Origin of the sequence: Streptomyces flaveolus, from assembly GCF_000716535.1 — a bacterium.
Classification (GTDB): Bacteria; Actinomycetota; Actinomycetes; order Streptomycetales; family Streptomycetaceae; genus Streptomyces; species Streptomyces flaveolus_A.
This window is the reverse complement of sequence record NZ_JNWV01000007.1, coordinates 125,994-152,443: the sequence shown is the minus strand read 5'-3', so window position 1 is coordinate 152,443 and position 26,450 is coordinate 125,994. Positions and strand designations below refer to the sequence as shown.

General features: G+C 73.6%; 21 protein-coding genes. 3 read left to right on the top strand and 18 right to left on the bottom strand.

Annotated features, from left to right (window positions below):
• Window positions 1–10: 10 nt before the first annotated feature.
• A complete protein-coding gene (locus OO52_RS09450; protein ID WP_030642923.1) occupies window positions 11–1,630 on the bottom strand; it encodes a hypothetical protein in 1,620 nt (539 codons plus the stop codon).
• Window positions 1,631–1,828: 198 nt separating this feature from the next.
• Entirely contained in the window at window positions 1,829–3,214 is a 1,386-nt protein-coding gene (locus tag OO52_RS09445; RefSeq protein ID WP_030642925.1) for a hypothetical protein, read from the bottom strand.
• A 284-nt stretch (window positions 3,215–3,498) separates the two neighbouring features.
• On the opposite strand from OO52_RS09445, the gene OO52_RS09440 reads away from it, so the two are divergent.
• Window positions 3,499–4,164, top strand: coding sequence for a bifunctional DNA primase/polymerase (locus OO52_RS09440; protein ID WP_030642926.1), 666 nt, complete (start codon window positions 3,499–3,501; stop codon window positions 4,162–4,164).
• Window positions 4,165–4,328: 164 nt separating this feature from the next.
• Here OO52_RS09440 and OO52_RS09435 read toward each other — a convergent pair whose 3' ends face one another.
• Window positions 4,329–5,213, bottom strand: coding sequence for an alpha/beta fold hydrolase (locus OO52_RS09435; protein WP_030642927.1), 885 nt, complete (start codon window positions 5,211–5,213; stop codon window positions 4,329–4,331).
• 272 nt (window positions 5,214–5,485) lie between these two features.
• Window positions 5,486–6,178, bottom strand: a complete 693-nt coding sequence (locus tag OO52_RS09430; protein WP_014673345.1) for a metal-dependent transcriptional regulator — start codon at window positions 6,176–6,178, stop codon at window positions 5,486–5,488.
• A gap of 222 nt (window positions 6,179–6,400) precedes the next feature.
• Here OO52_RS09430 and OO52_RS09425 point away from each other — a divergent pair, with 222 nt between their 5' ends.
• Complete coding sequence (locus tag OO52_RS09425; protein WP_030642928.1) at window positions 6,401–7,156, top strand: SIS domain-containing protein; 756 nt, start codon at window positions 6,401–6,403, stop codon at window positions 7,154–7,156.
• Window positions 7,157–7,216: 60 nt separating this feature from the next.
• Here the strand turns inward: OO52_RS09425 and OO52_RS09420 are convergent, their stop codons facing one another.
• The 3 genes from OO52_RS09420 to pdxH form a co-directional block, all read right to left on the bottom strand.
• Window positions 7,217–8,620, bottom strand: a complete 1,404-nt coding sequence (locus OO52_RS09420) for a PAS domain-containing protein (RefSeq protein WP_030642929.1) — start codon at window positions 8,618–8,620, stop codon at window positions 7,217–7,219.
• Between the two features lie 113 nt (window positions 8,621–8,733).
• Complete coding sequence (locus OO52_RS09415) at window positions 8,734–9,153, bottom strand: GNAT family N-acetyltransferase (RefSeq protein ID WP_048910572.1); 420 nt, start codon at window positions 9,151–9,153, stop codon at window positions 8,734–8,736.
• Between the two features lie 364 nt (window positions 9,154–9,517).
• Window positions 9,518–10,204, bottom strand: a complete 687-nt coding sequence (pdxH, locus tag OO52_RS09410) for a pyridoxamine 5'-phosphate oxidase (RefSeq protein ID WP_030642932.1) — start codon at window positions 10,202–10,204, stop codon at window positions 9,518–9,520.
• A gap of 176 nt (window positions 10,205–10,380) precedes the next feature.
• On the opposite strand from pdxH, the gene OO52_RS09405 reads away from it, so the two are divergent.
• Window positions 10,381–11,481 carry a citrate synthase 2 gene (locus OO52_RS09405; RefSeq protein ID WP_030642934.1) on the top strand — a complete coding sequence of 367 codons (1,101 nt, stop codon included), beginning with the start codon at window positions 10,381–10,383 and terminating at the stop codon, window positions 11,479–11,481.
• Between the two features lie 90 nt (window positions 11,482–11,571).
• Here OO52_RS09405 and OO52_RS09400 read toward each other — a convergent pair whose 3' ends face one another.
• The 11 genes from OO52_RS09400 to OO52_RS09350 form a co-directional block, all read right to left on the bottom strand.
• Window positions 11,572–12,597 (bottom strand): isopenicillin N synthase family dioxygenase, encoded by a 1,026-nt coding sequence (locus OO52_RS09400; protein ID WP_030642936.1) that lies wholly within the window; start codon window positions 12,595–12,597, stop codon window positions 11,572–11,574.
• A gap of 251 nt (window positions 12,598–12,848) precedes the next feature.
• Window positions 12,849–13,454 carry a TetR/AcrR family transcriptional regulator gene (locus OO52_RS09395; RefSeq protein WP_030642938.1) on the bottom strand — a complete coding sequence of 202 codons (606 nt, stop codon included), beginning with the start codon at window positions 13,452–13,454 and terminating at the stop codon, window positions 12,849–12,851.
• Window positions 13,442–14,188, bottom strand: coding sequence for an enoyl-CoA hydratase family protein (locus OO52_RS09390; RefSeq protein ID WP_030642940.1), 747 nt, complete (start codon window positions 14,186–14,188; stop codon window positions 13,442–13,444). Before OO52_RS09390 ends, OO52_RS09395 begins: the two co-directional genes overlap by 13 nt.
• Complete coding sequence (locus OO52_RS09385) at window positions 14,185–15,753, bottom strand: 4-coumarate--CoA ligase family protein (protein WP_030642942.1); 1,569 nt, start codon at window positions 15,751–15,753, stop codon at window positions 14,185–14,187. The genes OO52_RS09390 and OO52_RS09385 overlap by 4 nt, the downstream gene beginning before the upstream one ends.
• A 22-nt stretch (window positions 15,754–15,775) precedes the next feature.
• The gene (locus OO52_RS09380; RefSeq protein WP_030642945.1) at window positions 15,776–16,966 is read right to left on the bottom strand and encodes an acyl-CoA dehydrogenase family protein; all 1,191 of its coding nucleotides are present in this window, start codon (window positions 16,964–16,966) and stop codon (window positions 15,776–15,778) included.
• A 55-nt stretch (window positions 16,967–17,021) separates the two neighbouring features.
• Window positions 17,022–18,869: an acetyl/propionyl/methylcrotonyl-CoA carboxylase subunit alpha gene (locus OO52_RS09375; RefSeq protein ID WP_030642947.1), complete on the bottom strand. Its 1,848-nt coding sequence runs from the start codon at window positions 18,867–18,869 to the stop codon at window positions 17,022–17,024.
• Between the two features lie 8 nt (window positions 18,870–18,877).
• On the bottom strand, window positions 18,878–20,476 hold the full coding sequence (locus OO52_RS09370; RefSeq protein WP_030642949.1) for an acyl-CoA carboxylase subunit beta: 1,599 nt from the start codon (window positions 20,474–20,476) through the stop codon (window positions 18,878–18,880).
• Window positions 20,473–22,149, bottom strand: coding sequence for an acyclic terpene utilization AtuA family protein (locus OO52_RS09365; protein WP_030642951.1), 1,677 nt, complete (start codon window positions 22,147–22,149; stop codon window positions 20,473–20,475). Before OO52_RS09365 ends, OO52_RS09370 begins: the two co-directional genes overlap by 4 nt.
• Complete coding sequence (locus OO52_RS09360) at window positions 22,146–22,940, bottom strand: TIGR03084 family metal-binding protein (protein WP_030642953.1); 795 nt, start codon at window positions 22,938–22,940, stop codon at window positions 22,146–22,148. The genes OO52_RS09365 and OO52_RS09360 overlap by 4 nt, the downstream gene beginning before the upstream one ends.
• A gap of 501 nt (window positions 22,941–23,441) precedes the next feature.
• Window positions 23,442–25,154, bottom strand: a complete 1,713-nt coding sequence (locus OO52_RS09355) for an NAD-dependent malic enzyme (protein WP_030642956.1) — start codon at window positions 25,152–25,154, stop codon at window positions 23,442–23,444.
• Window positions 25,155–25,274: 120 nt separating this feature from the next.
• Window positions 25,275–26,222 (bottom strand): EamA family transporter, encoded by a 948-nt coding sequence (locus OO52_RS09350; protein ID WP_030642958.1) that lies wholly within the window; start codon window positions 26,220–26,222, stop codon window positions 25,275–25,277.
• Window positions 26,223–26,450 lie beyond the last annotated feature (228 nt).

The following is a 26,450-nucleotide window of genomic DNA, read 5'->3' as shown; positions in this document are numbered from 1 at the left end:
CGGCCGGCGGTCAGAGCTGGGTCGGCTGGCGCTGGGTCAGGCCGTACTTCGTCGCGATCGCGTTCCACAGCGCCGCCGCCTTCGCCTTCTGGGCGCTGGCGGTGCCGCTCTCCCGGTTGCCGGCCTGGGTCTCGCCGGTGGTGCGGGCGTGCCCCTTGCGGCAGACCTTGTGGCCCTTGGCCTGGTCGGCCCAGGCCGCGTAGTGGTTGTCGGCCGCGGCCGACGCCTGCCAGGCCTTGGTCAGCGCGGCCGTCAGGTCGGCGTTGCCGGGCAGTTTGTCCACGGACAGCTTGCCGAGCCGCGTGACGAGCTGGCCGCGCTGCCGAGCGGCGTCCCGCAGGTTGGAGGCGGCCTGGTCGAGGTTGTCGCACTGCTTGACGTCCGCCACCGCCTGGATCACCGAGGCACGGCTGCTGCCGCTGTCCGCGAGCAGCTTGTCCAGCTCGACGGCCTGCTGCCGGGCCGGGTCGGCAGCGGGCGAGGCGGAGTCCTGGGTGGCCGGGGAGGCGGCGGCGACCGTCTTGTCGTCCCCGCCCTGGTCCTTGTCGCCCCCGCCGCTGAGCAGCGCGCCGGCGCCGACGCCGAGCACGACGATGCCGACGCCGATCGCGGCGATCAGCGGCACCCGCGACCGGCCGCGGCGCCTGCCGCCGTCGTCGTCCGGACCGGCGTCGTACGACGGCTGCGCCGGGCGGTACGACGACTGCGCCGGGCCGGGATAGGCGTCCGGCTGCTGCACGCGCGGCAACTGCTGGGTGGACCCGGCCGGGCTGTCGCCCCCGGGGCCGCCGCGGAAGAGGTTGTCGAACTCGGCGGGCGGCTGCCGGTCCGCCCCCTGCGCCTGGGCCGCGTACGGCGGGATGTACTGCGTGGCCTCCGCGTCCGAGGGCGCGGGCGCCGCCTGCCGGGGCGCCTGGCCGAGGTACCGCATCTGATCACCGGCCGACTCCGGCGGCAGCGCGCCGGGCGCGACCGGCGGTATGTACTGCGTGGCCGCCTCGTGAACGCCGCCCCCGGCGGGGACCGGCGGTATGTACTGGGTGGCGCCCTCGTCGCCGGTGGCGGCGGGGACCGGCGGGAGGTACTGGGTCGCGCCGTCCGCGCTCGGCGGCAGCGGGGCCCCCGGGGACTGCGCCGGGTACGGCTGCTGCTGCGCCTGCTGCTGGTAGGGGTCGGGCGCGCCGTACGCGGGCTGCTGGGCCGCGCCGTAGGCACCGGCGCCGTGACCGGCCTGGCCGCCGTACTGCGACTCCTGGCCGCCGTACTGCGGCTCCTGGCCGCCGTAGGAAGCCGCCGGGCCGCCGTAGGCCGGGGCCTGGCCGCCGTACGACGGGGCCGGGGCGCCCTCCGGGGGCAGCGGGCCGGGGTTCGTGGCGGACGGGGGCCGCTGGTCGGGGCCGTCGGGGGCGTCCCACTGCGAGGCCGCCGCCGCGGGCCAGCCCTGGCCCGGCTGGGGCGCCTGCTGCTCGGGGCCCCAGGAACCGCCCCAGGCCTGTCCGCCGGCCGGGTGGGCGGGGGCGGGCGTCCCGGTCATGCCCGGCAGCAGGGGCTCTCCTCCGTCGGAGGGCAGCACGATGCCTTCGCGCGCGGTCCGCGCCGAGGGCTCCTCGCCCTGTCCACTCTGCGTCACCGGGACTCCTACTAATGGGGGACCTTGTGAATCGTCGGCTCACGCTACCGGCTCCCCCGAGCCCCGTGCCACGCAGCGCGGGACGCGACCTCCTCCCTGTGACGGCGGTAACACCACCGCTGCGCGAAACCGTTGACGGCACCCGGCGCACACCCGGGTGCCGTTCGCCGTTCGTTCACGCCCCGGCGGGGCTGATGTTCACGCGGCCTGCTGGAGGTCGAGCCGCGCCCCGAACTCCCGTACCACCGCCTCGTCCCGGAAGGGCTCCAGCCGTTGCTGGAGGTCGTCCAGGTACTCGGCGCCCCGGTTGGAGCGGAGCGTCTCCAGCAGCTCCACCGCCTTCGTCCCCGTGGTGCAGGCCTGCTCGATCTCGCGCTGCTGCACTTGGGCCGTGGCGAGCAGCACATAGCCGATGGCGCGCCGGCGGGCCCGGGACTCCGGGTGCCCGGCCAGCGACTGCTCGGCATACCGCGCGGCCTGGTCGGCCTGTCCGAGGTCGCGGTGGCAGTGCGCCAACTCGTCGGCCAGGTAGGCCTCGTCGAAGTGCGCGATCCACGCCGGGTCGTCCCCGGCGGAGTCGTCCGCCCGTTCCATCGCCGTCACCGCCCGTCCGCCGGCGGCCTGCGCCGCGCGCGCGTCACCGAGCAGGGCGTGCCCGCGCGCCTCGGCGGCATGGAACATCGCCTCCGCGCGCGGGGTCACATGCCCGCGCGCCCCCTCCTGCGCCGCCCGCGCCAACTGCGCGATCTCGCGCGGGTTTCCGAGCTGCGCGGCGAGGTGGCTCATGGACGCGGCGAGCACGTACCCGCCGTACCCACGGTCACCGGCGGCCTGCGCGAGCCGCAGCGACTGGATGTAGTACCGCTGGGCGAGCCCCGGTTGGCCGGTGTCGACGGCCATGTACCCGGCCAGCTCGGTCAAGCGGGCGACGACGGCGAAGAGTTCCCGGCCCACCGCCTCCCGGTAGGAACCCGCGAGCAGCCCGGAGACGACGCTGTTGAGGTAGTGCACGACGACCGGCCGCACATGCCCGCTGCCGTACTGGTGGTCGAGGTCCACCAGCGCCTGGGTCATGGACCGCACGGCCGCCACGTCGGACTGGCCCACGCGCGGGCCCGCCTGCCGGGCCACCTGGGGGTCCGGCGCCGAGATCAGCCAGTCGCGGCTCGGCTCGACCAGCGCGGAGGCGGCGACGGAGGAGCCGGACAGGAAGTCCCGGCGCCCCACGTCGCTGCGCCACAGCTCGCAGACCTGCTCGATGGCCCCCAGTACCGTCGGCGAGAACTGGAGACCGACCCCCGAGGCGAGGTTCTTGCCGTTGGCCATGCCGATCTCGTCGATCGTGACCGTCCGGCCGAGCTTGCGCCCGAGCGCCTCGGCGATGATCGCCGGGGCCCGCCCACGCGGCTGCTGGCCGCGCAGCCAGCGGGCCACGGACGTCTTGTCGTAGCGCAGGTCGAGGCCGTGCTCGGCGCCGCACATGTTGACCCGCCGGGCCAGCCCGGCGTTCGAGCACCCCGCTTCCTGGATGAGTGCCTGCAGCCGTTCGTTCGGCTGCCTCGCCACGAGAGGCCTTGCGGCCATGTGCTACCCCCTGCGTTGCGATCCCCTGGAGCGTGTTGCGATCCTCCGGAGCACAAAGATCCGGCCGGGAAGATCACTGCCCAGCTGACATAACGTCAATGCGTGACATATGCGGATTGCCGGGGTAAAGACGGTTCCCCCCATCCCTGGCTACCCATCTCACGCCCCGCCCCCTCCCGCGCGCCCCCGCCCGTGCACCCATGCGCCCCGACTGCCGAATCGATGCTCCTCCCCCGCGCGCGTTACGGCCGTAACTCCAGGTGGGCGCGGGAGTTGAGTGGAACGTGGAAGAGACGATCGCGGGCGCCCAAGACACTCAGATGGCAGGTCACATCCCGCAGCAGCGCGGGGAGTCGCTGCTGGAGACCGCCGTACGCTACGCCGAGGAGCGGCACTGGGACGTGTTCCCGGGCACCTGGCTGGAAGCCGTCGACGGCAGGCAGCGCTGCTCGTGCGGCGACGCCTCCTGCCCTGCGCCGGGTGCGCACCCCGCGCGCCCCGACTGGGCGACCCAGGCGACCGGCAGTGCGACCGTCGCGCGCCGGATGTGGCAGAAGCAGCCGACGGCGTCGATCCTGCTGCCGACGGGCCGGACGTTCGACGCGTTGTCCGTCCCGGAGAGCGCGGGGTTCCTGGCGCTCGCCCGTATGGAGCGGATGGAGCTGACGCTCGGTCCGGTCACGCTGACCCCGGACCGGCGCATGCAGTTCTTCGTCCTGCCCGGTGCGACCGCGAAGGTGCCGGAGCTGGTACGGAAGCTGGGCTGGTCGCCGGCGTCACTGGACCTCATGACCCTGGGCGAGGGCGCGTACGTGGCGGCGCCGCCCACGCGGTTCGGGTCCCGGGGGGCCGTGCAGTGGGCGTGCCGGCCGACGCCCGCGAACCGGTGGCTGCCGGACGCGGAGGAGTTGCTCTCACCGTTGGCCTATGCGTGCGGGAGGGATCGGTAGCCGGCGCCCATTCGTCCGCCGGGTGCCGGTGACTTGGCGGCTACCGGTTCGTCGTGGCTGGTCGCGCAGTTCCCCGCGCCCCTGAGGGGGCGCGGGGAACTGCGCGAGCACGCACCACCGGCCCGCGCCCGCCGACGCCACGAACCCGGCAGACGCGTAGGCACTCACCCCACGGGCAAGCCGTCGAGGAACGGCGAGACGGCGCCCCGCCAAGCCACCGGCAGGTCGTAGTGGGCCAGGTGCCCCGCGTCCGGGACCTCCGCGTACTCCCCGCGCGGCAGCACCCGCACCATCTCCTGGGCCTCCGCCCGCCCCAGCTCGCCGTCCACGCCGCGCACCACCAGCGTCGGGCACCGGACCTGGGCCAGTTCCTCCCAGTGGGCGTCGTAGACCCATGTCTCACGGGAGCTGAGCATCTGTTCGGGGTCGAAGACCGGCCGCCAGCCGTCCTCGCACTCGTGCATCACCTCGGCGTAGAAGGCCCCGCGTGCGGGGCTCGGCCGCTCCACCCAGGGGTCGTCCTCGCCGAACCACTTGCGGACGTCGGCCAGGCTGGCGAAGGGGACGGGCCAGGAGCGGAACCAGTCGGCCCACTCGCGCTGGGAGGCCGCGCCGAGGGCGGAGGCCCGCATGTCGCAGATGATCAGGCCGCGCACCAGATCGGGGCGCTTGGCGGCGAGCTGCCAGGCGGTCAGCGCGCCCATGGCGTGGCCGATGAGGAGGACGGGGGCTAGGCCGAGCTGTTCCACGGCGGCCTCCGCGTCCTCGACGTAGGCCTCGCGGGTGTACGCGGGGCGCGGGGGCTTCTCGCTCTGGCCGTGGCCGCGCTGGTCGAGCGCCACGGCGCGGTGGCGGCCGGCGAGCCAGCGGGCGGTGGGCGCCCAGTGGGAGGCGCGGCCCATCAGACCGTGAAGTAAGAGCACGCCCGGAGCGCCGGGCCCCGCCTCGCCTTCGGCGTCCGGCTCCGCCTCCGGTTTCGGAGGGTCGGCGAACTCCCAGGCGGCCAGGCGCACCCCGCCCGCTCCCGTCACATCGATACGCCGTGCCATCGGCCTGGCACCCCCCAGCTCCGCCGTCCTCGTCGTCCAGCCACTTCAGGCTATCGAATGCCTATTCGAAAATTGCGTATCTGCGGACAACACCCCTCATTTGAGTGACACCCCTCAAGGAATGATCGCCTCAGCCGAGGGGATGTTTCTGGCGGGAGGCGGACCGCTCGGGGAAAAGCCGGTCCGAGGGGGATGACCCTGAGAGCTCGGGGCTCCGGGTCAGCACAGGGGAGGACAGGCCCCGGCGCGCAAGCGCCGGGGCCCTCTCCGTCTCAGCGCTTGGCGACGAACACGTGGGAGGCGGTGTCCGCCTCCAGCTCCGCCGCCTCGCCGCCGCTGCCCACCAGCACGCCACCGGGCGACTCCGTCACGCTGACCACCGAACCGGGCTGCACGCCCGCGCGCCGCAGCGTGTACATCAGCTGCGCGTCCGTCTGGATCGGCTCCCCGATGCGGCGGACGACGACCGTCTTGCCGTCCGAGCCCGGGTCCAGATCGGCCAGCGACACCATGCTCTCGTCCAGGAACGGGTCCGCGCCGTCCTTCTCGCCCAGCTCCTCCAGGCCCGGGATGGGGTTGCCGTACGGCGACTCGGTGGGGTGCCGCAGCAGCTCCAGCACGCGGCGCTCCACGGCCTCGCTCATCACGTGCTCCCAGCGGCACGCCTCCGCGTGCACCTGCTCCCACTCCAGCCCGATCACGTCGACGAGCAGGCACTCGGCCAGGCGGTGCTTGCGCATCACGCGCGTCGCCAGCCGGCGACCCTCGTCGGTCAGCTCCAGGTGGCGGTCGCTGGCCACGGAGACCAGGCCGTCGCGCTCCATGCGCGCCACCGTCTGGCTCACCGTCGGCCCGCTCTGGTCCAGCCGCTCCGCGATGCGGGCGCGCATGGGGACGACGCCTTCCTCTTCGAGTTCGAGGATGGTGCGGAGATACATCTCCGTGGTGTCGATCAGTCCGGACATACGTGCCCCTCGATTACCTCTGCCGGCGGCCGGCCGCGTGCGCTGGCCCTGGCATCAATTCTGCCGGATCCCACTGACAAGCGGGCGGCACCGGGAAAACGGGTGCCGTCTGGGGGTGCGGCGCGTTCCGGGGTGCGGGGCGCTCCCGCCCGGCCGTATTGACACCGCACTGGTCCAGACCGCACGGTGATCCGCGACACAGACGCTGTGAAGGGGCACCGCATGAGCGACGGCACGCCTGCCGACCTGTTCCTCGACGCCGCCATCGGCCTGCTGCGACGGGTCCGCGACGAGGAGGCCGGGGCGATCACCGCGGCCGGCACCCTGCTCGCCGACACCGTCGCGGCCGGCGGCCGCCTGTTCGCCTTCGGCGCCGGGCACTCCTCCCTTGCCGCCCAGGACGTCGTCTACCGCGCGGGCGGCCTGGCCCTGATGAACCTGCTCGCCGTCCCCGGTGTCGTCGGCGTCGACGTCGTCCCGGCCACCCTCGGCTCCGCCCTCGAACGCGTCGACGGCCTCGCGAGCGCCGTCCTGGAGACCTCGCCGCTGCGCGCCGGCGACGCCCTCGTGGTCATCTCCCTCTCCGGCCGCAACGCGCTGCCCGTGGAGATGGCCCTCACCGCCCGCTCCCTCGGCGTGAAGGTCATCGGCGTCACCTCGGTGGCGTACGCCTCGGAGACGACGTCCCGGCACGCCTCCGGCACCTTCCTCAAGGACCACTGCGACGTCGTGCTCGACTCGAAGATCGCCGTCGGGGACGCGGAACTCACCCTCGACACCATCCCGGCGCCGTTCGCCCCGGCGTCCACGGTCGTCACCAGCGCCCTGATGCAGGCCGTCATGGCGACCACCGCCGCCACTCTCGCCGACCGCGGCATCGAACCCCCGCTGCTGCGTTCCGGCAACGTCGACGGCGGACACGAGTGGAACGGCCGGGTGATGACGGAGTACGGCGACCGGATCTTCTACCGGCACTGACAGCCGTCCGCGCCGCGAGGGTCCGACCGCCACGCGCCCCGCACGCGCGCGTCGAGGCGGCTACTCCTCCGGTCGTTCCCGCACCGCCTCCGCCAGGTCCAGTGCCGTCGCGATCCGGGTGGCCACGTCCTCCGCGTACGCCGTGTCGGACCGCGTGAAGCGGCTGCGGCCGGAAGCGCGCAGGAACGTCACGACGCCCAGCGTCCGGCCCCGGCTGCGCAGCACCGCGCACAGGGCGTGCACCGCGTCGCCGGGCCACTGGCGCTCCAGCGCCCACGCCCGCGCCCGCTCGGCGGAGACCGATCCGGCGTCCGCGCGCACGGTGCGGGCCCGCTCCACGCACTGGAGCGCCGGGTGGCCCTCCGGGTAGCGCACGGGAAGCCCTGCCGCGCCCGTGAGCAGGCTCGGGCCCGGCGCCCCGGCGGGCGTGGCCGCGAGCCGTACCAGCCGGGCCGGGCCCGGGCCGTCCGCGGCCTCCGCGCGCGGGCGGTCCGCCATCCGGTCGAGGAGGGCGTGGTCGGCGAAGCCGGCGAGGGCGAAGTCCAGGTGGACGGTGGCCGCCTCCGCCGGGTCCTCGCACTCGGCCGCGGCCCGTGCCGCCCGGTGGAGCTGGTTCGTCCGGAACCGCAGCAGGGCCGCTTCCTGCTCCCCCTGCTTGGCCTCGGTGACGTCCTCGAACAGCCATCCCACCCCGAGCGGCACCGGCTCCTCGGCGAGCGGAGAGGACAGCCGCAGGAACCCGCTGCGCCAGCAGCGCCGCTTCTCGCCCTCCGGGGTGCGGACGGTCACCCACATCTCGGCGGGCGCGGGCGGCGCGCCCTCGGCCAGGACGTGGGTCAGCGCGGCCTCCAGCTCCTCCACGCCCTGCGCGAGCAGCTCGCCCAGCGGACGCCCCAGTACGGACGTGCGCCCCACCCCCAGCGCCCGTGCCGCGTGCGCGTTCACCACGGCGGGCCGCAGATCGGCGTCGACCAGCACGACTCCCCACGACGCGTCCTCGAACAGCGCCTCGCTCAGCGCTATCGACCGCTCCAGGTCGATCTGCGCGTGCACCTCGCTGAACGCGCAGTACACCCCCGCGGCCTTGCCGTCGGGTCCGCGCACGGCGGCCGACTGCGTCCGTACGAGCACCCGCCCGCCGCCCTTGGTGACCAGCGCGAACTCGTGCACCTGCCGGCCCGGCGCCCGCATCGCCGACATCAGCCGGGTCTGCACCTCCTCGGCGTCGGCGCTGCGCACCGCCCAGCCGGCGAACCCGTGCCGCCCGACGGCCTCGGCGGCCGTCCAGCCGAGGATCCGCTCGGCCTCCCGGTTCCAGTGGGTCACGACCCCTTCGGCGTCGAACGCGCACAGCGCCGCGTCCATGCCGTCGAGCAGCGCGGCGAGCAGGTCGGAGCCGCCGGACTCACCGGGCTCGTCCGGCCCCAGTTCATCAGTGGTCCCACTCCGCCGCGAAGCACTCACCTGGACCCCCTGGAGACTGCGTCCGCGCACGCACGGCGCTCGGTTCGCTCACTGCCCCTCATTCAACTGGAACGTGACACACCCCACACCCTGTTCCCGCAAGATTCCGGGGATCAATGCCCCGGGCCGCCCGGGGAGAGCCGCAGGTCCACCCACTCGTCGTGCTCCCCGTCCAGCACATACCGGTCGATCTCCGCATACCCGTGCCGCACGGCGAACCGCAGCCCGTCCTCGTTCACCGCCAGCACGCACGTCTCGACGGCTTCGGCGCCGAGCACGCGCGCGTGGGCCAGCGCGTCCGCGTGGATCGCCGTACCGAACCCGCGCCGCCGGAACCCGGGCAGCACGCGCGCGATGACGGTCGCCACCCTCCGCTCCCCCGCCGGCGGACGCACGGTCGAACACCCGACGAGCACCTCGCCGAGATAGGCGTTCGCCAGCCGGTACCGGTGCTGCCGCTCCCGCGCCTCCTCCAGGGACATCGCGGCGGGCGGGACGACCACGTTGTGGACGTGCCGCCACTGCTCCAGCATCCCGTCGCCGTCGACGTGCGCTATTCGAAGATCCGTCACGCGAGCACCTATACCAGTCACCGCACCGCCGAAAAAAACAGTTGAGCCCGCCGCGGCGACTTCTTAGGGTGTCGGTTACACGAGAAGGGAGGTGGTTCGGCAGATGTATGAGAACCGGACGCGTGAGGTGGCTGCGGGCTAGCGGCCCGTCACCACACCATGTGCGGTGCCGGACCGGCACGCGAACGCGTGCAGCCGGCCCAATCCCAAGCAGTCACCCGACCCGCGGGCTGCCGGTACGTCCGGCCGGCTCCTCCTGGAGGAACCCAGCCCGCGGGTCGTCTGCGTTCCCGCGCCTTCCCGCCCACACCTCTCCGGGCCCCGGTCAGGGGCTGAGGCGTTCGACCTTCCAGGTGCCGTCCGGCCGGGCGACGTAGCGCAGGCGGTCGTGGAGGCGGTTCTCGCGGCCCTGCCAGAACTCGACCGTCTCCGGGGTGACGCGGAAGCCGCCCCAGTGCGGTGGGACCGGGACCTGCTCGTCCTCCGGGTAACGGGCTTCGAGTGCGGCGTAGGCCGTGTCCAGCTCCGTGCGGGAGGCGATCACCGTGGACTGGGCGCTGGCCCAGGCGCCCAGCTGGGAGCCGTGCGGGCGGGTGCGGAAGTAGGCGGCGGTCTCGTCGCGGCCGGTGCGCCGCGCGGTGCCGGTGACGATGACCTGGCGGGCCAGCGGGTGCCAGGGGAAGAGCAGCGAGACGTGCGGGTTCTCCGCCAGGTCGCGGCCCTTGCGGGAGTCGTAGTTGGTGAAGAAGACGAAGCCCTCGGTGTCGAACTGCTTCATCAGCACCGTGCGGGAGCTGGGGCGGCCCTCGGCGTCCGCCGTGGAGACGACCATCGCGTTGGGCTCGTAGAGCGTGCCGTGCAGGGCCGCCCGGGCGGCGTCCTCGAACCACCGGGTGAACTGGTCCATCGGATGGGTGGCGAGATCCTCTTCGGCGAGGCCGTCGGCCCGGTACTGCTTGCGCATGGCGGCGGGATCGAGGACGGGATCCAGGAGCGGGTCACGGTCGGTCACGCGGTCATCTTGCCGTATCGAACGGGTATGGCACTCAGTGTCGTGTGGTCTCCCCAACTGTGGCACCGGGGGTTATCGTGCTGCTCCCTTTGCGGTTGGGTTGACCACGGGTGACCACCGGCAGATCGGGGCATCACCGGGGTGACCGCCGCCCACACACCACGAGGAGCCGCCTGATGTCCGATTTCGTACCCGGGCTCGAAGGAGTCGTCGCGTTCGAGACGGAGATCGCCGAACCGGACAAGGAGGGCGGTGCCCTGCGCTACCGGGGCGTCGACATCGAGGACCTGGTCGGTCACGTCTCCTTCGGGAACGTGTGGGGGCTGCTGGTCGACGGCGCCTTCAACCCCGGTCTGCCGCCCGCCGAGCCGTTCCCGATCCCCGTCCACTCCGGTGACATCCGCGTGGACGTCCAGTCGGCGCTCGCCATGCTCGCCCCTGTGTGGGGCCTGCGTCCCCTGCTCGACATCGACGAGGCGCAGGCCCGGGAGGACCTGGCGCGGGCCGCCGTCATGGCCCTGTCGTACGTCGCCCAGTCCGCGCGCGGCCAGGGGCTGCCGATGGTGCCGCAGCGGGAGATCGACAAGGCGAACTCGGTGGTGGAGCGGTTCATGATCCGGTGGCGGGGCGAGCCGGACCCCAGGCACGTGGCGGCCGTGGACGCCTACTGGACCTCCGCCGCCGAGCACGGCATGAACGCGTCCACCTTCACCGCCCGGGTCATCGCCTCCACCGGCGCGGACGTCGCCGCCGCGCTGTCCGGCGCGGTGGGTGCGATGTCCGGGCCGCTGCACGGCGGTGCGCCCTCGCGCGTGCTCGGCATGATCGAGGAGATCGAGCGCACGGGGGACGCGGAGGCGTACGTCAAGCAGGCGCTGGACCGGGGCGAGCGGCTGATGGGGTTCGGGCACCGGGTGTACCGGGCCGAGGACCCCCGGGCGCGGGTGCTGCGGCGGACGGCGCGGGAGCTGGGGGCGCCGCGGTTCGAGGTCGCCGAGGCGCTGGAGAAGGCCGCGCTGGAGGAGCTGCACAACCGGCGGCCGGACCGGGTGCTCGCCACCAACGTGGAGTTCTGGGCGGCGATCATGCTGGACTTCGCCGAGGTGCCGGCGCACATGTTCACGTCGATGTTCACGTGCGCCCGTACGGCCGGGTGGTCGGCGCACATCCTCGAGCAGAAGCGGACGGGGCGGCTGGTGCGGCCTTCCGCCCGGTACGTGGGGCCGGGGCCGCGCCGGCCTCAGGACATCGAGGGGTACGCGGACATCGCCCACTGAGAGGGGCCCGGGGCGCGGGGGCCGGCTGCGGTCGCGTCGTGGTCGCGGCGGAGCCCCGTATGGGTACGGCCCCGCGCCCCGGGGGGTTGATCACGCCGGGGTCAGCAGGTCCCCGTGGTGCCGCCGCGCCACCAGCGGGTGGGCCCTCAGCTTGCCCTTCAGCTCGTTGTAGCCGTACTCGGCGTACAGCGGGTTCGTCGGGTCCGTCGTGACGCCGGGGGCCTTCGAGGCGTGCGGGAACGGGAGCGGCTCGATCCGCGCGTCCAGGCGGGGGTTGTAGAAGAACGGGACCGAGAAGCGCTCGGTGGCGCCGGGCGGGCTGACGACCCGGTGGTTGGTGGCCAGGAGGTAGCCGTTGGTGGCGACCTCCAGCAGTTCGCCGAGGTTGACGACGAACGCGCCCTCGATGGGCGGGACGTCGTGGAAGCGGCCGTCCTCGCGCTGGACCTGGAGGCCGCCGACCGTGTCCTGGAGGAGCAGGGTCAGGAAGCCGTAGTCCTTGTGCGCGCCGACGCCCTGGCCGGTGCCGTCGTCCGCGCTGCCGGGGTAGCGGACGAGCTTGAGGTGCGGGTGGGCGTGGTCGCCGAAGACCGGGTCGTAGAAGTCGGCCGGTGCGCCGATGGCGGTCAGCAGTTCGTGCAGGAGCCGGTGGGCGACCCCGCTCAGCTTGTCGATCCAGGCGAGGGCGGCCGTGCGCAGTCCCGGCAGCGCGGCCGGCCACTGGTTGGGGCCCTGGAGCCACCAGTACGGCGGCTCGCCGGGGCCCGGGACACGGGCGGGGCGTTCGGCGCCGATGTCGAGCTGGTCGCGCCAGTCGCGGGCGCCGCCGGTGCGCTCGTCGCCGGTGCGGGTGTAGCCCCTGAAGTGCGGGGAGCCGACGTTGTCCAGGGCGAGCCGGTCGGCCTGGGGGAGGGCGAAGAAGGCGCGCATGGCGGTGAGCAGCGCGTCGGTCTCGGCCCGGGTCACGCCGTGGCCGACGAGCTGGAAGAAGCCGACGTCGTGGGCGGCGCTGTGCAACTGGGTGTGGAGCAGGGCGCGGGCTTGCGGGTCGCGGTCGGCGGCCGACAGGTCGATGATCGGGAGCTGGTCGTACGACGTCACTGTGTGCGTGGTCATGATGCGTCCGCGGGGTGTACGGGGCACGGGTGACCGCCGAGGGGTGGTGGCGGCCCCCGGGTGCCGGAAAAGGGAGAGAGAAGAGAAGAGGGGGCTGGTCAGGCGGAGAGGCGCCGACAGCCCATGCTCGTGACGCGCACGTAGTCCACGTGGCGGCGGCGAACGAGCATCGGAAGCATGGGCCCAAGGGTAACGCGCCCGCACGGTGGCTCCCCGGCACGATCCCGGATCCGGCACGGCCGGGCCCGGCCTCAGCCCAGCGCCTCCTCCAGCAGCGCCGCCCACTGGGCGACGACCCGTTCGCGGCGGGCGGTGTCGTCGGTGAGGAGGTTGGCGAGGCCCAGGCCCCGGGCCATGTCCAGCAGGCCCTGGACGGTCTCGCGGACGCCGGGGCGGGACTCGTCGGCGCGCAGGAGGTCCACGGCGATGCGGTGGGTCTCGCGGCCGACGCGGGCCTCCAGCTCGGTCACGCGTGGGCGCAGTTGTTCCTCGTCGGAGGCGGCGACCCACAGGTGCAGGGCCGCCCGGAACAGGGGGCCGGTGTAGAGGTCGACCAGGGCCGACACGACGGCCCGGCGGTCGGCGGCGCCGTCCGGGAACAGGGCCCGCAGCGCGAGGGAGCGTTCCTCGGAGACGTACTCGACGGCGGCGGTGAAGAGGTCTTCCCTGGTCGGGAAGTGGTGCTGGGCGGCGCCCCGGGAGACTCCGGCCCGCTCGGCCACGACGGCGACCGTGGAGCCCGCCCAGCCGCGCTCGGCGAGGCAGGCCACGGCGGCTTCCAGGAGCCGCTGCCGGGTGGCCCGGCTGCGGTCCTGCTTGGGAACGCGCTCCCGTTCCGTCGTCCTCACACCACCCATGCCGCATCACGTCTTTCCAGGAAGGCCGTCATCCCCTCCCGGGCCCGGGGTGAGGAGAACAGCCGCGCCGAGAGCGCGGTCAGCTCGGCCGCGTCCCGGTCGAATGTCTCCAGCACCCTAGCCGTGAGCAGCCGTTTCGTCTCGGCCAGGGCCTGCGGGGAGGAGCGGCGCAGGCCGTCCAGGACGGGGGCCAGGGCGTCGTCGACGTCGTCCGCCGTCACCGTCAGCAGGCCCAGGCGCACGGCCTCGGCCGCCTCGAAGCGCTCACCGGTGAGGTAGTAGCGGGCCAGGGCGCGGGGATCGGTGCGCGGGATCACCGGCAGGGAGATCACGGCGGGGGCCACACCGATGCGCACCTCGGTGAAGGCGAAGGTGGCGGCGGTGGAGGCGGCGGCGATGTCGCAGGCGGCGAGCAGGCCGAGACCGCCGGCGCGGACGTGCCCGGTGACGCGGGCGACGACGGGTTTGGGCAGCTCCACGATCTGCCGGAGCAGGGCCACCAGGGCGTCGGGGTCGGGCGGGTCGCGCAGGTCGGCGCCGGCGCAGAACGTCGTACCGGTGTGGGTGAGGACCACGGCCCGTACGTCCGGGTCCTTGCCGCAGTCGGCCAGGGCCTTCGCGAGTTCCGTGACGAGCGCGGCGGACAGGGCGTTGCGGGTGCCGGTGGAGTCCAGGCTGAGGGTCTCGACGGCACGCGCGCGCGTGCGGCCGATCAGTGCGGTCGGGTCGGTCACGTGTGCTCCCTGAGCTCTCGGCGCAGGATCTTGCCGGAGGCGGCGCGGGGGACGGTGTCGATGAAGGTGATCCGGCGGACGCGCTTGTACGGGGCGACCCGCTCGGCGACGTGCAGCAGGACGTCGTTCTCGGTCAGGCCGTCGGCGGTGGGGTGGCGTACGACGAAGGCGTGCGGGACCTCGTTGCCGTCCTCGTCGTACGCGCCGATGACGGCCGCGTCGGCGATGCCGGGGTGGGTGAGCAGGAGCGCCTCCAGTTCCGCGGGGGCCACCTGGAAGCCCTTGTACTTGATCAGTTCCTTCACCCGGTCGACCACGAACAGCCAGCCGCCGGCGTCGACGTACCCGACGTCCCCGGTGTGCAGCCAGCCGTCGGCGTCGATCAGTGCGGCGGTGGCGTCGGGGCGGCCGAGGTAGCCCTTCATCACCTGGGGGCCGCGGATCAGGATCTCGCCGGACTCGCCGGTGCCGAGGTCCTTGCCGGGGTCGTCCAGGGAGACGATCCGCATCTCGGTGCCGGCGATGAGCCGTCCGACCGTGCCGGCGGGCGCCTCGCGCAGCCGGTCCAGGGGGACGACGTGGGTGCCGGGGGACAGTTCGGTCATGCCGTAGGCCTGGCCGATCGGGGGCAGGCCCAGGCGCTCGGCGCAGGCGACGGCGAGCCGGGCGTCCAGCGGGGCGGCGGCGCTGATCACGTACTTCAGCGAGGAGAGGTCGTAGCGGCTGACCGCCGGGTGCTTGGCGAGGGCGAGGACGATCGGCGGGGCCACGTACAGGCCGGTGATGCGGTGCTTCTCGATCGCCGCGAGGAAGGTCTCCAGCTCGAAGCGCGGGAGGACGACGACCGTGGCGCCCTTGCGCAGGGGCGCGTTCATCAGGGCGGTGAGGCCGTAGATGTGGAAGAACGGCAGGACGGCGAGGATGCGGTCGCCGGGTCCGGCCGGGACGGCGGGCTCGAGCTGGGCGAGGTTGGTGGCGATCTGCCGGTGGGTGAGCATGACGCCCTTGGGGGTGCCGGTGGTGCCGGAGGAGTACGGCAGCGCGGCGATGTCCTCGGCCGGGTCGATGCCGGCCTCCGGCTCGGGGGCGGTGCCGGCGAGCAGGTCCATCAGCGAGCGGTGCCCGGGCGCGCTGTCGCACACGAGTATCTCCCGTATGCCGCCCGCGAGTTCGGCCGCCCGGCGGGCGGTCTCCAGCAGCGGGGAGACGGTGACGATCCAGCGGGCCGCGCTGTCGCCGAGCTGCTTGGCGAACTCCTCGGCGGTGGCCAGCGGGTGCACGGTGGTGACGGCGGCACCCGCGCGCGTGGCCGCGTAGAACGCGGTCGGGAACGCGATCGTGTTGGGGCTGTGCAGGGCCAGCACGTCGCCCTTGCGGACGCCCGTGTCGGCGAGGGCGGCGGCCAGACGCCGGTGGAACCGGTCCAGCTGCTCGTACGTGAGGGTGGTGCCGTCCGTGCCGTCGATGAGGGCCGGCTGGTCGCCGAAGGCGGCGGCCCGGCCCAGGACGGCGTCGTGGATGGGGAGTTCTACGGGCGGAACGTCTGCGTACTCGCTGCGGAACACGGTTCCTCCTCGCACGGGGCGCCTAGTACGACTTGGGCAGGCCCAGGGTCTGGTGGGAGACGTAGTTGAGAATCATCTCCCGGCTCACCGGGGCAATACGAGACACGCGCGCGGCCGTTATCAGCGAGGCGAGCCCGAACTCGCGCGTGAGCCCGTTGCCGCCGAGGGTGTGCACGGCCTGGTCCACGGCCTTCACGCAGGCCTCGCCCGCCGCGTACTTGGCCATGTTCGCGGCCTCGCCCGCGCCGATGTCGTCGCCGGCGTCGTAGAGATGGGCCGCCTTCTGCATCATCAGCCGGGCCAGCTCCAGGTCGATGTGGGCCTGCGCCAGGGGGTGCGCGATGGCCTGGTGGGCGCCGATGGGGGCCTTCCAGACCGTGCGGTCGCGGGCGTACTCGACGGCCTTGGCGAGCGCGTACCGGCCCATGCCGATGGCGAACGCGGCGGTCATGACGCGCTCGGGGTTGAGCCCCGCGAAGAGCTGGAGGAGCCCCGCGTCCTCTCCCCCACTGCCGAAAGCGTGGGAGGGACCCCCACCGACCAGCGCGTCGGCGGGCAGCCGTACGTCGTCCAGGACCAGCTCGAACTGCTTCTCGGCGGCGTTGAGTTCCATGTCGATCGGACGTTTCTGGAAGCCCTCCGCGTCCGTCGGGACGATGAACAGGCAGGGCTTGAGGCGTCCGGTGCGGGCGTCCTCGGTACGGCCGACGATCAGCACGGCGTCGGCCATGTCGACCCCGGAGATGAACACCTTGCGGCCGGTGAGCAGCCAGTCGGCACCGTCCCTGCGGGCCGTGGTGGTGATGCGGTGGCTGTTGGATCCGGCGTCGGGCTCGGTGATGCCGAAGGCCATGAGGCGGCTTCCCCCGGCGAGTCCGGGGAGCCAGTCCCGCTTCTGCTCCTCCGTGCCGAAGCGGGCGATCACCGTGCCGCAGATCGCCGGTGAGACCACCAGCATCAGCAGGGGGGAACCCGCGGCGCCCAGCTCTTCGAGCACGATGGACAGTTCCGCTATGCCGCCGCCTCCACCGCCGTACTCCTCCGGGAGGTTGACGCCGAGGTAGCCGAGCTTTCCCGCCTCGCTCCAGAGTTCGGCGGGGGGCTTGCCCTCCGCGACGGTGCGGGTGAGGTAGTCGCGGCCGTAGCGCTTGCCGAGGGCGGCCACCGCCGACCGCAGGGCCTTGTGTTCTTCGGATTCGACGAGGGTGGTCATGCGATTCCTCCGCGTGCGGGTTGTGGATGGCTGGTCGCGCGGTTCCCCACGCCCCTCAGGTCGGCCGCACCACCGCCAGCACCGTGCCGGGCTCCACCTGCTGCCCGGGCTTGGCGTTCAGCGTGCCGAGCGTTCCCGCCGCCGGGGCCGAGATCTGGTGCTGCATCTTCATCGCCTCCAGCCATATGAGGCCCTGGCCGGCCTGAACCGTTGCCCCTTCGGTCAGGCCCTCGGCGATCCTGACCACCGTGCCCGGCATCGGGGCCACGAGCGAGCCCGGCGCGAGCTGGGACGCCGGGTCGGGGAAGCGGGGCAGGGCGGTGAGGCGGGTGGCGTTGACGTGGACCTGGTCGCCGTACCGGGCGACCTCGAACTTGCGCCGTACGCCGTCCACTTCGAGCACCACCAGACCCGCGTCGGCGTGCACGACCCGGACCCCGTCGGCGACCAGGCCCTCCCTCGTGTGCCAGTACCGGACCTCGTGCTCCTCGCCGCCCATCTCGTACCGCTTCACCTGCGGCTGGGACGGGACGTTGCGCCAGCCGCCGAAGCGGGAGCGGCCGTGGGCGTCGGCGAGGGCGGCGGCCAAGGGGGCGTGGGGGTCGGGCGTGGGTTCGGTCAGGGCGTCGAGGTGGCGGTCGTAGAAGCCGGTGTCCATGCGTCCGCTCGTGAACTCCGGGTGGCGCAGGGAGCGTACGAGCAGGTCGCGGTTGGTGACCGGGCCGTGGACCGCGGCGGACTCCAGCGCGCCCGCGAGCCTGCGGATCGCCTCCGCGCGCGTGGGGGCGTGGGCGACGACCTTGGCGAGCATCGGGTCGTAGTGGACGCCGATGGTGTCGCCGTCGGTGTAGCCGGTGTCCAGGCGGACGCCGTCGGGTACGGCGAGCCGGTGCAGGGTGCCGGTCTGGGGGGCCCAGCCGCGGGCGGGGTCCTCGGCGTAGAGGCGGGCCTCGACGGCGTGGCCACGCGCGCGTGGGGGCTCGCCGTCCAGGGCGTAACCCTCGGCGATCCGGATCTGTTCCGCGACCAGGTCGAGGCCGAAGACGGCCTCGGTGACGGGGTGTTCGACCTGGAGGCGGGTGTTCATCTCCAGGAAGTGGGCGCGGCCGTCGGCGACCAGGAACTCGACGGTGCCCGCGCCGGTGTAGGAGACGGCGCGGGCGGCGCGTACGGCCAGCGTGCGCAGCTCCTCCGCGAGCGCCGTGGTGAGTCCGGGCGCCGGGGCCTCCTCGACGACCTTCTGGTGGCGGCGCTGGAGGGAGCAGTCGCGGGTGCCGAGCGGCCAGACCGTGCCGTGGGCGTCGGCGAGGATCTGCACCTCCACATGGCGGCCGTGTTCGAGGTACGGCTCCACGAAGACCTCGCCGTCACCGAAGGCGCTCGCGGCCTCGGCGCGCGCCCCCTCCAGCGCGCTCCTCAACTCGTCCAGGCGGCGCACGATCCGCATCCCGCGCCCCCCGCCGCCGGCCGCGGCCTTCACCAGGACGGGCAGGTCGGCGTCGGTGACGGCGGCCGGGTCGAGGGGGGCGAGGCCCATGAGCCGCTTGGCGCGGGTCTTGGACGCCATGGCCTCGATGGCCTCCGGGGGCGGGCCGATCCAGACCAGGCCGGCGTCGATCACGGCGCGGGCGAAGTCGGGGTTCTCGGAGAGGAAGCCGTAGCCGGGGTGCACGGCGTCCGCGCCGGACGCCAGGGCCGCCTTCACGATCAGGTCGCCGCGCAAGTACGTCTCGGCGGGCGCCGCGCCCGGCAGCCGTACCGCCGTGTCGGCCACGCGCGCGTGGAGCGCGTTCCGGTCGGCGTCGGAGTGCACCGCGACCGTCCGGATTCCCGACTCACGGCAGGTGCGGAAGACACGGCAGGCGATCTCGCCCCGGTTGGCGACGAGCACACTGGAAATCACGGGATCCCTCACATCCGGAAGATGCCGAAGCCGCCGCGCGCGCCCTCGTAGGGCGCGGTGTGCAGGGCGGACAGGCACAGGCCGAGGACGGTGCGGGTGTCGCGCGGGTCGATGACCCCGTCGTCGTACAGCCGCCCGGACAGGAACATGGGCAGCGACTCGGACTCGATCTGCTGCTCCACCATGGCGCGCAGGGCCGCGTCCGCGTCCTCGTCGTACGGCTGGCCCTTGGCCGCCGCCGACTGCCGGGCGACGATCGACAGCACGCCGGCGAGCTGCTGCGGGCCCATGACGGCGGACTTGGCGCTGGGCCAGGCGAACAGGAAGCGGGGGTCGTAGGCGCGGCCGCACATGCCGTAGTGCCCGGCGCCGTACGACGCGCCCATGAGGACCGACAGGTGCGGGACCCTGCTGTTGCTGACCGCGTTGATCATCATCGCGCCGTGCTTGATGATCCCGCCCTGCTCGTACTCCTTGCCCACCATGTAGCCGGTGGTGTTGTGCAGGAACAGCAGTGGGATGTCGCGCTGGTTGGCGAGCTGGATGAACTGGGCGGCCTTCTGCGACTCGGCGCTGAACAGGACGCCCTGGGCGTTGGCCAGGACGCCGACGGGATAGCCGTGCAGGGCCGCCCAGCCGGTGACCAGGCTGGTGCCGTACAGCGGCTTGAACTCGTCGAAGTCGGAGCCGTCCACGATCCGGGCGATGACCTCGCGCGGGTCGAACGGGACCTTCAGGTCGCCGGGGACGATGCCGAGCAGTTCCTCCGGGTCGTACTTGGGCGGCTCGGCCGGGCCGGGGTCCGGGTGGGCCTTGCGGTGGTTGAGACGGGCCACGACCCGGCGGGCCTGGCGCAGCGCGTCCGGTTCGTCCAGGGCGAAGTGGTCGGCGAGGCCGGACACGCGCGCGTGCATCTCGGCGCCGCCCAGCGACTCGTCGTCGCTCTCCTCGCCGGTCGCCATCTTCACCAGCGGCGGCCCGCCGAGGAACACCTTCGCGCGCTCCTTGACCATGATCACGTGGTCGGACATGCCGGGGATGTAGGCGCCGCCGGCGGTGGAGTTGCCGAAGACGACGGCGATGGTCGGGATGCCGGCGGCGGAGAGCCGGGTGAGGTCGCGGAAGATGGCGCCGCCGGGGATGAAGATCTCCTTCTGCGAGGGCAGATCGGCGCCTCCCGACTCCACCAGGCTGATGCAGGGCAGCCGGTTGGCGAGCGCGATGTCGTTCGCGCGGAGGGCCTTCTTCAGGCTCCACGGGTTGCTGGCACCGCCCCGTACGGTCGGGTCGTTGGCGGTGATCAGGCACTCCACGCCCTCGACCACGCCGATCCCGGTGACGAGGGAGGCGCCGACGGGGTAGTCGCTGCCCCAGGCGGCCAGCGGGGACAGTTCCAGGAACGGGGTGTCGGGGTCCAGCAGCAGCTCGATGCGCTCGCGGGGCAGCAGCTTGCCGCGCTCGCGGTGCCGCTGGACGTACTTCTCGCCGCCGCCCGCGAGCGCCTTGGCGTGCTCGGCCTCCAGTTCGGCGAGCTTGGCGAGCATGGCCTCGCGGTGGGCCTGGTAGTCGGGGCCGGTGGGGTCGAGAGCGGTCCGCAGAACCGTCACAGCAAAATCTCCGGGATGTCCAGGTGGCGGGAGCGCAGCCATTCGCCGAGGGCCTTGGCCTGTGGGTCGAAGCGGGCCTGCGCGGCGACGCCGGCGCCGAGGATGCCCTCGACGACGAAGTTGAGCGCGCGCAGGTTCGGGAGCGGGTGCCGGGTGACGGGCAGGTCGCGGGTCTCGGGCAGCAGGTGCCGGAAGGCGTCGGTGGTCAGCGTGTGGGCGAGCCACCGCCAGGCCTCGTCCGACCGCGCCCACACCCCCACGTTGGCGTTCCCGCCCTTGTCCCCGCTGCGTGCCCCGGCGACCAGACCGAGGGGCGCCCGGCGGGTCGGCCCGGGCGGGAGGGGCTCCGGGAGGGGCGGGGGCGGTACGGCGTCCAGGGGCCGGGTGTCCTGGGGCGGCGGCACGGGGACACGGCGTCCGTCGTGGAGGACGGCCCTGTGGTCCGCGTCCCCATGGGGCACGTACACATCCTCGAAGACCCCATAGGGGGCGCCTTTTCCAGGTGGGGACAACACATGGAAGCCGGGGTAGCTGGCGAGGGCCAGCTCAACAGCGGCCCCGCTGAGCGCCCGCCCCACGACCCGCTCGTCCGGGTCCCGTACGACGAGCCGCAGCAGCGCGCTGGCCGTCTCCTCGGTGTCCGCGTCGGCCCGGTCGGTGCGCACCAGGTCCCAGCGGACCTCCCGCGGCGGCGACTTGGCGAGCGCGTCGGTGAGCTGCTCGCGCACCAGGGCCGCCTTGGCCTCGATGTCGAGTCCGGTGAGGACGAAGACCACCTCGTTGCGGAAGCCGCCGAGCCGGTTGATCCCGACCTTGAGCGTGGGCGGCGGCGCCTCCCCGCGCACCCCCTCGATCCGCACCCGGTCCGGCCCGTCCTGGCTCAGCCGTACGGTGTCCAGCCGGGCGGTGACGTCGGGCCCGGCGTACCGGGCGCCGCCCGTCTCGTACAGCAGTTGCGCGGTGACCGTGCCCACGTCCACGAGGCCGCCGGTGCCCGGGTGTTTGGTGATCACGCTGGTGCCGTCGGCGTGGATCTCAGCGAGCGGGAAGCCGGGACGCCGTACGTCCCCCTCGCCGAAGAACGCGTAGTTGCCGCCCGTCGCCTGGGTCCCGCACTCCAGCACGTGCCCGGCGACGACGGCACCGGCGAGGCGGTCGTGGTCGGCCGGCCCCCACCCGTAGTGGGCGGCGGCGGGGCCGGTGACGAGCGCCGCGTCGGTCACCCGGCCGGTGATCACCACGTCGGCGCCGGCCCGCAGGCAGGCGGCGATGCCGAAGCCGCCGAGATAGGCGTGGGCGGCGAGGGCGCCCGGGTGGGCGGCGGTCAGGTCGTCGCCCTCGACGTGCGCGACCCGGGCCGGGATGCCGAGCCGGTCCGCCAACCGCCGTATCCCGTCGGCGAGTCCGGCGGGGTTGAGGCCGCCCGCGTTGGTGACGATCCGCACACCGCGTTCGTGGGCGAGACCCAGGCAGTCCTCCACCTGGCGCAGGAAGGTGCGGGCGTACCCGGCGGCCGGGTCCTTCAGCCGGTCGCGGCCGAGGATGAGCATGGTGAGTTCGGCGAGGTAGTCACCGGTGAGGACGTCGACCTCGCCGCCGGTGAGCATCTCGCGCAGGGCGCCCGCGCGGTCGCCGTAGAAGCCGGAGAAGTTGCCGACGCGCAGCGGGTTCACCGGCCGGTCCCCTTCGCCGGGCGGCCGGTGCCGGGCGGGCCCGCGAAGGCCTGGGCGATGTCGAGCCAGCGGTCGGCGTCCGGGCCGGCCGCCGACAGCGCGAGGTCCCCGCGGTGGGCGCGCTGGGTGACCAGGAGGCAGAAGTCGAGGGCGGGGCCGGTGACGCGCTGGGCGGCGCGCTCGTCGCCGTACGCCCACACCTGACCGGAGGGCGCGGTCAGTTCCACCCGGAACTCCTCGGCCGGCGGGGTCAGTCCGTGCACCCCGAAGGCGAAGTCGCGCGTCCGCACCCCGAGCCGGGCCACATGCCGGAGCCGGTCGGTGGGTGGGCGCACCACACCCAGGGCGTCGGCGATGTCCAGCCCGTGGGCCCAGGTCTCCATCAGCCGGGCCGTGGCCATGGAGGCGGCGGACATGGGCGGGCCGTACCAGGGGAAACGGGCACCGGCCGGTGCGCCGCGCAGGGCCCGGTCGAGGGCGGTACGCCCGTCGCGCCAGGCCGCCAGCAGTTCGGCGGGCGGGAGTACGGCACCCTCCTCCGCTCCCTCGTCCACGAACGAGCCGGGTGCGGCGAGCGCCTTCTCGACCAGCGTCTGGAAGGCGTCGGCGTCGGTGACCGCCAGCAGGGCCGAGCGGTCGGTCCAGGCGAGGTGCGCGATCTGGTGGGCAACGGTCCAGCCGGGCGCAGGGGTGGGCAGGGCCCACTGCTCCGGGCTCAACTCGGCCACGAGCAGGTCGAGTTCACCGCTCTCGGCACGCAGGTCGTCGATGACGGGCGTCGGGTCGGCCATGAGGGGAGCATGGCAGCGGGGGCAGAAACAATCAAGCGTGCTTGCATGAATTGGCGGCCGACAGGAGCCTGGTGCGCGGATGAGGGCAGACCGGCACGCCCGGGCCGGAGAAGTGACACTGCTGCCCGACCGGCGGCCACACGGCTGCCCGACCGGCGGTCACACGGCTGCCCGATCGGCGGTCACACGGCTGCCCGACCGGCGGTCACACCACAGCGCGCTCGGCCCCGACAGGACCGGCGGTCACACCGCTCCCCGCAGCCTCGACCGGGGGTCGGTCACATCGCTGCCCGCACGACCCCGACCGGTCCGAAGGCCACTCCACTGCCCGCACCACCCCGACCGGAGGCCACACCACTACCCGCACCACCCCGACCCGACCGGAGGCCACACCACTACCCGCACCACCCCGACCCGACCGGAGGTCACACCACTACCCGCACCACCCCGACCCGACCGGAGGTCACACCACTACCCGCACCACCCCGACCCGACCGGAGGTCACACCGCTTCCACCGGTGGATACACCGGCTCCCAGCGGGTCGCGCGTACCGCCGTCTCGATGTCGTCCAGGTCGGCCCGGGCGACGCCCTCGTCCACCGCCGCGCGGGCCACGGCCACCGCGACCGCCTCCGAGGTGGTGCGCAGGTCGCGGATCGGCGGGAGGACCGGCGCGTCGGCGTGGGCGACCTCGGTGTCACCGGTCCGGTGGGCCACCGCGTCGGCCGCCGCGCGGAGCATGCGGTCGGTGATGCGGGAGGCGCGGGCGACGATCACACCGAGGCCGAGGCCGGGGAAGACCAGCGCGTTGTTGGCCTGGCCGATCTCGTACGTCGTACCGTCCCGCTCAACCGGGGCGAAGGGGCTGCCGGTGGCCACCAGGGCCCTGCCGCCGGTCCAGTCGAGCAGGTCGACGGGGGTGGCCTCGGCGAGGTCGGTCGGGTTGGACATCGGCAGGATGATCGGGCGTTCGGTGTGCCGGGCCATCTCGCGGACGAGCTCCTCCGTGAAGGACCCGCCCTGGCCGGAGGTGCCGATCAGGATGGTCGGGCGGACCCGGCGGACCACCTCGTCCAACGGGATGCCGCGCAGGCTCTCGTCCCGGCGCCAGCCGGCCACCTCGTCGGCGGGGCGGGCGTACTGCTTCTGCACGTCCCGGAGCTGGTCGCCCTGGTCGGTGGTGAGCAGTCCGTACCGGTCCACGCACCAGAAGCGGGCGGTGGCCTGCTCGGCGGACAGGCCCTCGGCGATCAGGGCGTCGCGCAGCTGGTCGGCGACGCCGATGCCGGCGGTGCCGGCGCCGAAGACGACGATCCGGTGCTCGGGCAGGGGCATACCGGTGGCGCGGACGCCGGACAGGACGGCGGCGAGGTTGACGGCGCCGGTGCCCTGGATGTCGTCGTTGAAGGTGCAGACCTGGTCGCGGTAGCGGTCGAGGATGCGGCGGGCGTTGGCGGTGCCGAAGTCCTCCCAGTGCAGCAGGGCGTGCGGGAAGAGCCGGGACGCGGTGGTGACGTAGGCGTCGATGAAGGCGTCGTAGGTGTCGCGGTCGGCGCGGGGGTGGCGGTTGCCGAGATACAGGGGGTTGTCGAGGAGTTCCTGGCGGTTGGTGCCGACGTCGAGCATGACGGGCAGGGTGCGGCGCGGGTCGATGCCGGCGGCGGCCGTGTAGACGGCGAGCTTGCCGACGGCGATGTCGATGCCGCCGACGCCCCAGTCGCCGATGCCGAGGATGCCCTCGCCGTCCGTGGCCACGATCAGGTCGACGTCGTCAGCGCCGAGGCCGTGGGCGCGCAGGGAGCGTTCGATGTCGCCGGGGGCGTCCACGGAGAGGTAGACACCGCGCGGGCGTCGGTACTCCGTGCTGTAGCGGCGGATCGCCGTGCCCACGGTGGGCGTGTACACGATGGGCAGCATCTCTTCGAGGTGGTCGCCGACGAGCCGGTAGAACAGCACCTCGTTGCGGTCGTGCAGCGCGGTCAGGTACACGCTCTTCGCCAGGTCGCCCGACTGGTCCCGGAACTGGCCGTAGGCGCGTTCGGCCTGCTCGTCCTGGGTCAGCACGCGGGGTGGGACCAGCCCGACGAGGTCGAGGGCGCGACGCTCCTCCTCGGTGAAGGCGGTACCGCGATTGATCCGCGGATCGGCGAGGACGGCCCGCCCCCGGGCGGTGACCTTCAGCGGGCTGAGGTTGGTGTCACGAGCGTCGGTCACGAGATCCGCCTTCCGTCCGTCTTCGCCCCTTCAGGCCACACACAGGAGTGTGCGGGAGCGCAGCGGGACGTGCAGGGTGAGCGGGGTGCGGATCTCGTGGAAGCGGGCGGCCGTCGAGCGTCAGGCCTCGGGTGCCCGCAGGCCGGGCTTCGGTCGGGACGTCTGGGTGCGTACCGCACCGATCGTCGCCGCTATGACCAGGGCGATCGCGGCGGCCTCGGTGGGGGTGAGGGACTGGCCGAGGATCAGGAAGCCGGCCGTGGCCGCGATGGCCGGTTCCAGGCTCATGAGGATGGCGAAGGTGGGGGCCGGCAGCCGGCGCAGGGCCAGGAGTTCGAGGGTGTAGGGCAGGACCGAGGAGAGCAGGGCCACCGCCGAGCCGAGGGCGACGGTGGTGGGGTCAAGGAGCCGGGAGCCGGCCTCGGCGATGCCCAGGGGGAGGAAGAGGAGGGCCGCGACCGCCATGGCCAGCGCCAGGCCGTCCGCCTGCGGGAAGCGGCGGCCCGTACGGGCGCTGAAGAGTATGTAGGCCGCCCACATGGTGCCCGCACCCAGGGCGAAGCCGACACCTGTGGGGTCCAGATTGCCGAAGCCTCCGCCGCCGAGCAGGAAGACACCGGCGAGGGCCAAGCCGGCCCAGAGGGCGTTGATCGCGCGGCGGGAGGCCAGGACGGACAGGGCCAGCGGGCCCAGGACTTCGAGGGTGACCGCCGGGCCCAGCGGGATGCGGGCGACCGCTTCGTAGAACAGGCCGTTCATCGCGGCCATGGTGATACCGAAGACGATCACCGTGCCCCAGTCGGCCCGGGAGTGGCCGCGCAGCCGGGGCCGGCAGACCAGCAGGAGGACGACGGCCGCGGCGAGCAGGCGCAGGGTGACGACGCCCAGGGCGCCGGCCCTCGGCATCAGCGTGACCGCCAGCGCGCCGCCGAACTGCACCGAGATGCCACCGGCGAGCACCAGCCCGACGGGTCCGAGTGAGCCGAGGGGGCCGCGCGGGGCGGAGGGATGCCTGCCGTCTCCGGAGGTGGTCGGGGTCGGCGTGGTGGTGCTGAGTGGGGCGGTCACGAGCGGTCCTGGGCTTGATCGGGTTCGTGCATCTCGATGTACTACCAGGTCCAGGGTAATGGACTTGGACAGGTGCGTGAACCCTTGACGGGACTGTCCCGGATGCTGGGATCAGGTGCCCCCCGGCCACGCCTCCTCGTCACGGAACAGCGGACGGCCGTCCGGCAGGGCCGAGGGCACGGACCCGACGCTCCCGTACGCCGGGGCGTTCGCCGGGGCGTATGCCGG

What these genes read in the sequence shown, in the direction of transcription:
- OO52_RS09380 (WP_030642945.1), bottom strand. Translation starts at nt 16,966, where the DNA reads ATGACCACCCTCGTCGAATCCGAAGAACACAAGGCCCTGCGGTCGGCG.
- OO52_RS09405 (WP_030642934.1), top strand. Translation starts at nt 10,381, where the DNA reads ATGTCCGATTTCGTACCCGGGCTCGAAGGAGTCGTCGCGTTCGAGACG.
- OO52_RS09430 (WP_014673345.1), bottom strand. Translation starts at nt 6,178, where the DNA reads ATGTCCGGACTGATCGACACCACGGAGATGTATCTCCGCACCATCCTC.
- OO52_RS09415 (WP_048910572.1), bottom strand. Translation starts at nt 9,153, where the DNA reads ATGCTGGAGCAGTGGCGGCACGTCCACAACGTGGTCGTCCCGCCCGCC.
- OO52_RS09360 (WP_030642953.1), bottom strand. Translation starts at nt 22,940, where the DNA reads ATGGCCGACCCGACGCCCGTCATCGACGACCTGCGTGCCGAGAGCGGT.
- OO52_RS09400 (WP_030642936.1), bottom strand. Translation starts at nt 12,597, where the DNA reads ATGACCACGCACACAGTGACGTCGTACGACCAGCTCCCGATCATCGAC.
- OO52_RS09435 (WP_030642927.1), bottom strand. Translation starts at nt 5,213, where the DNA reads ATGGCACGGCGTATCGATGTGACGGGAGCGGGCGGGGTGCGCCTGGCC.
- OO52_RS09395 (WP_030642938.1), bottom strand. Translation starts at nt 13,454, where the DNA reads ATGGGTGGTGTGAGGACGACGGAACGGGAGCGCGTTCCCAAGCAGGAC.
- OO52_RS09445 (WP_030642925.1), bottom strand. Translation starts at nt 3,214, where the DNA reads ATGGCCGCAAGGCCTCTCGTGGCGAGGCAGCCGAACGAACGGCTGCAG.
- OO52_RS09425 (WP_030642928.1), top strand. Translation starts at nt 6,401, where the DNA reads ATGAGCGACGGCACGCCTGCCGACCTGTTCCTCGACGCCGCCATCGGC.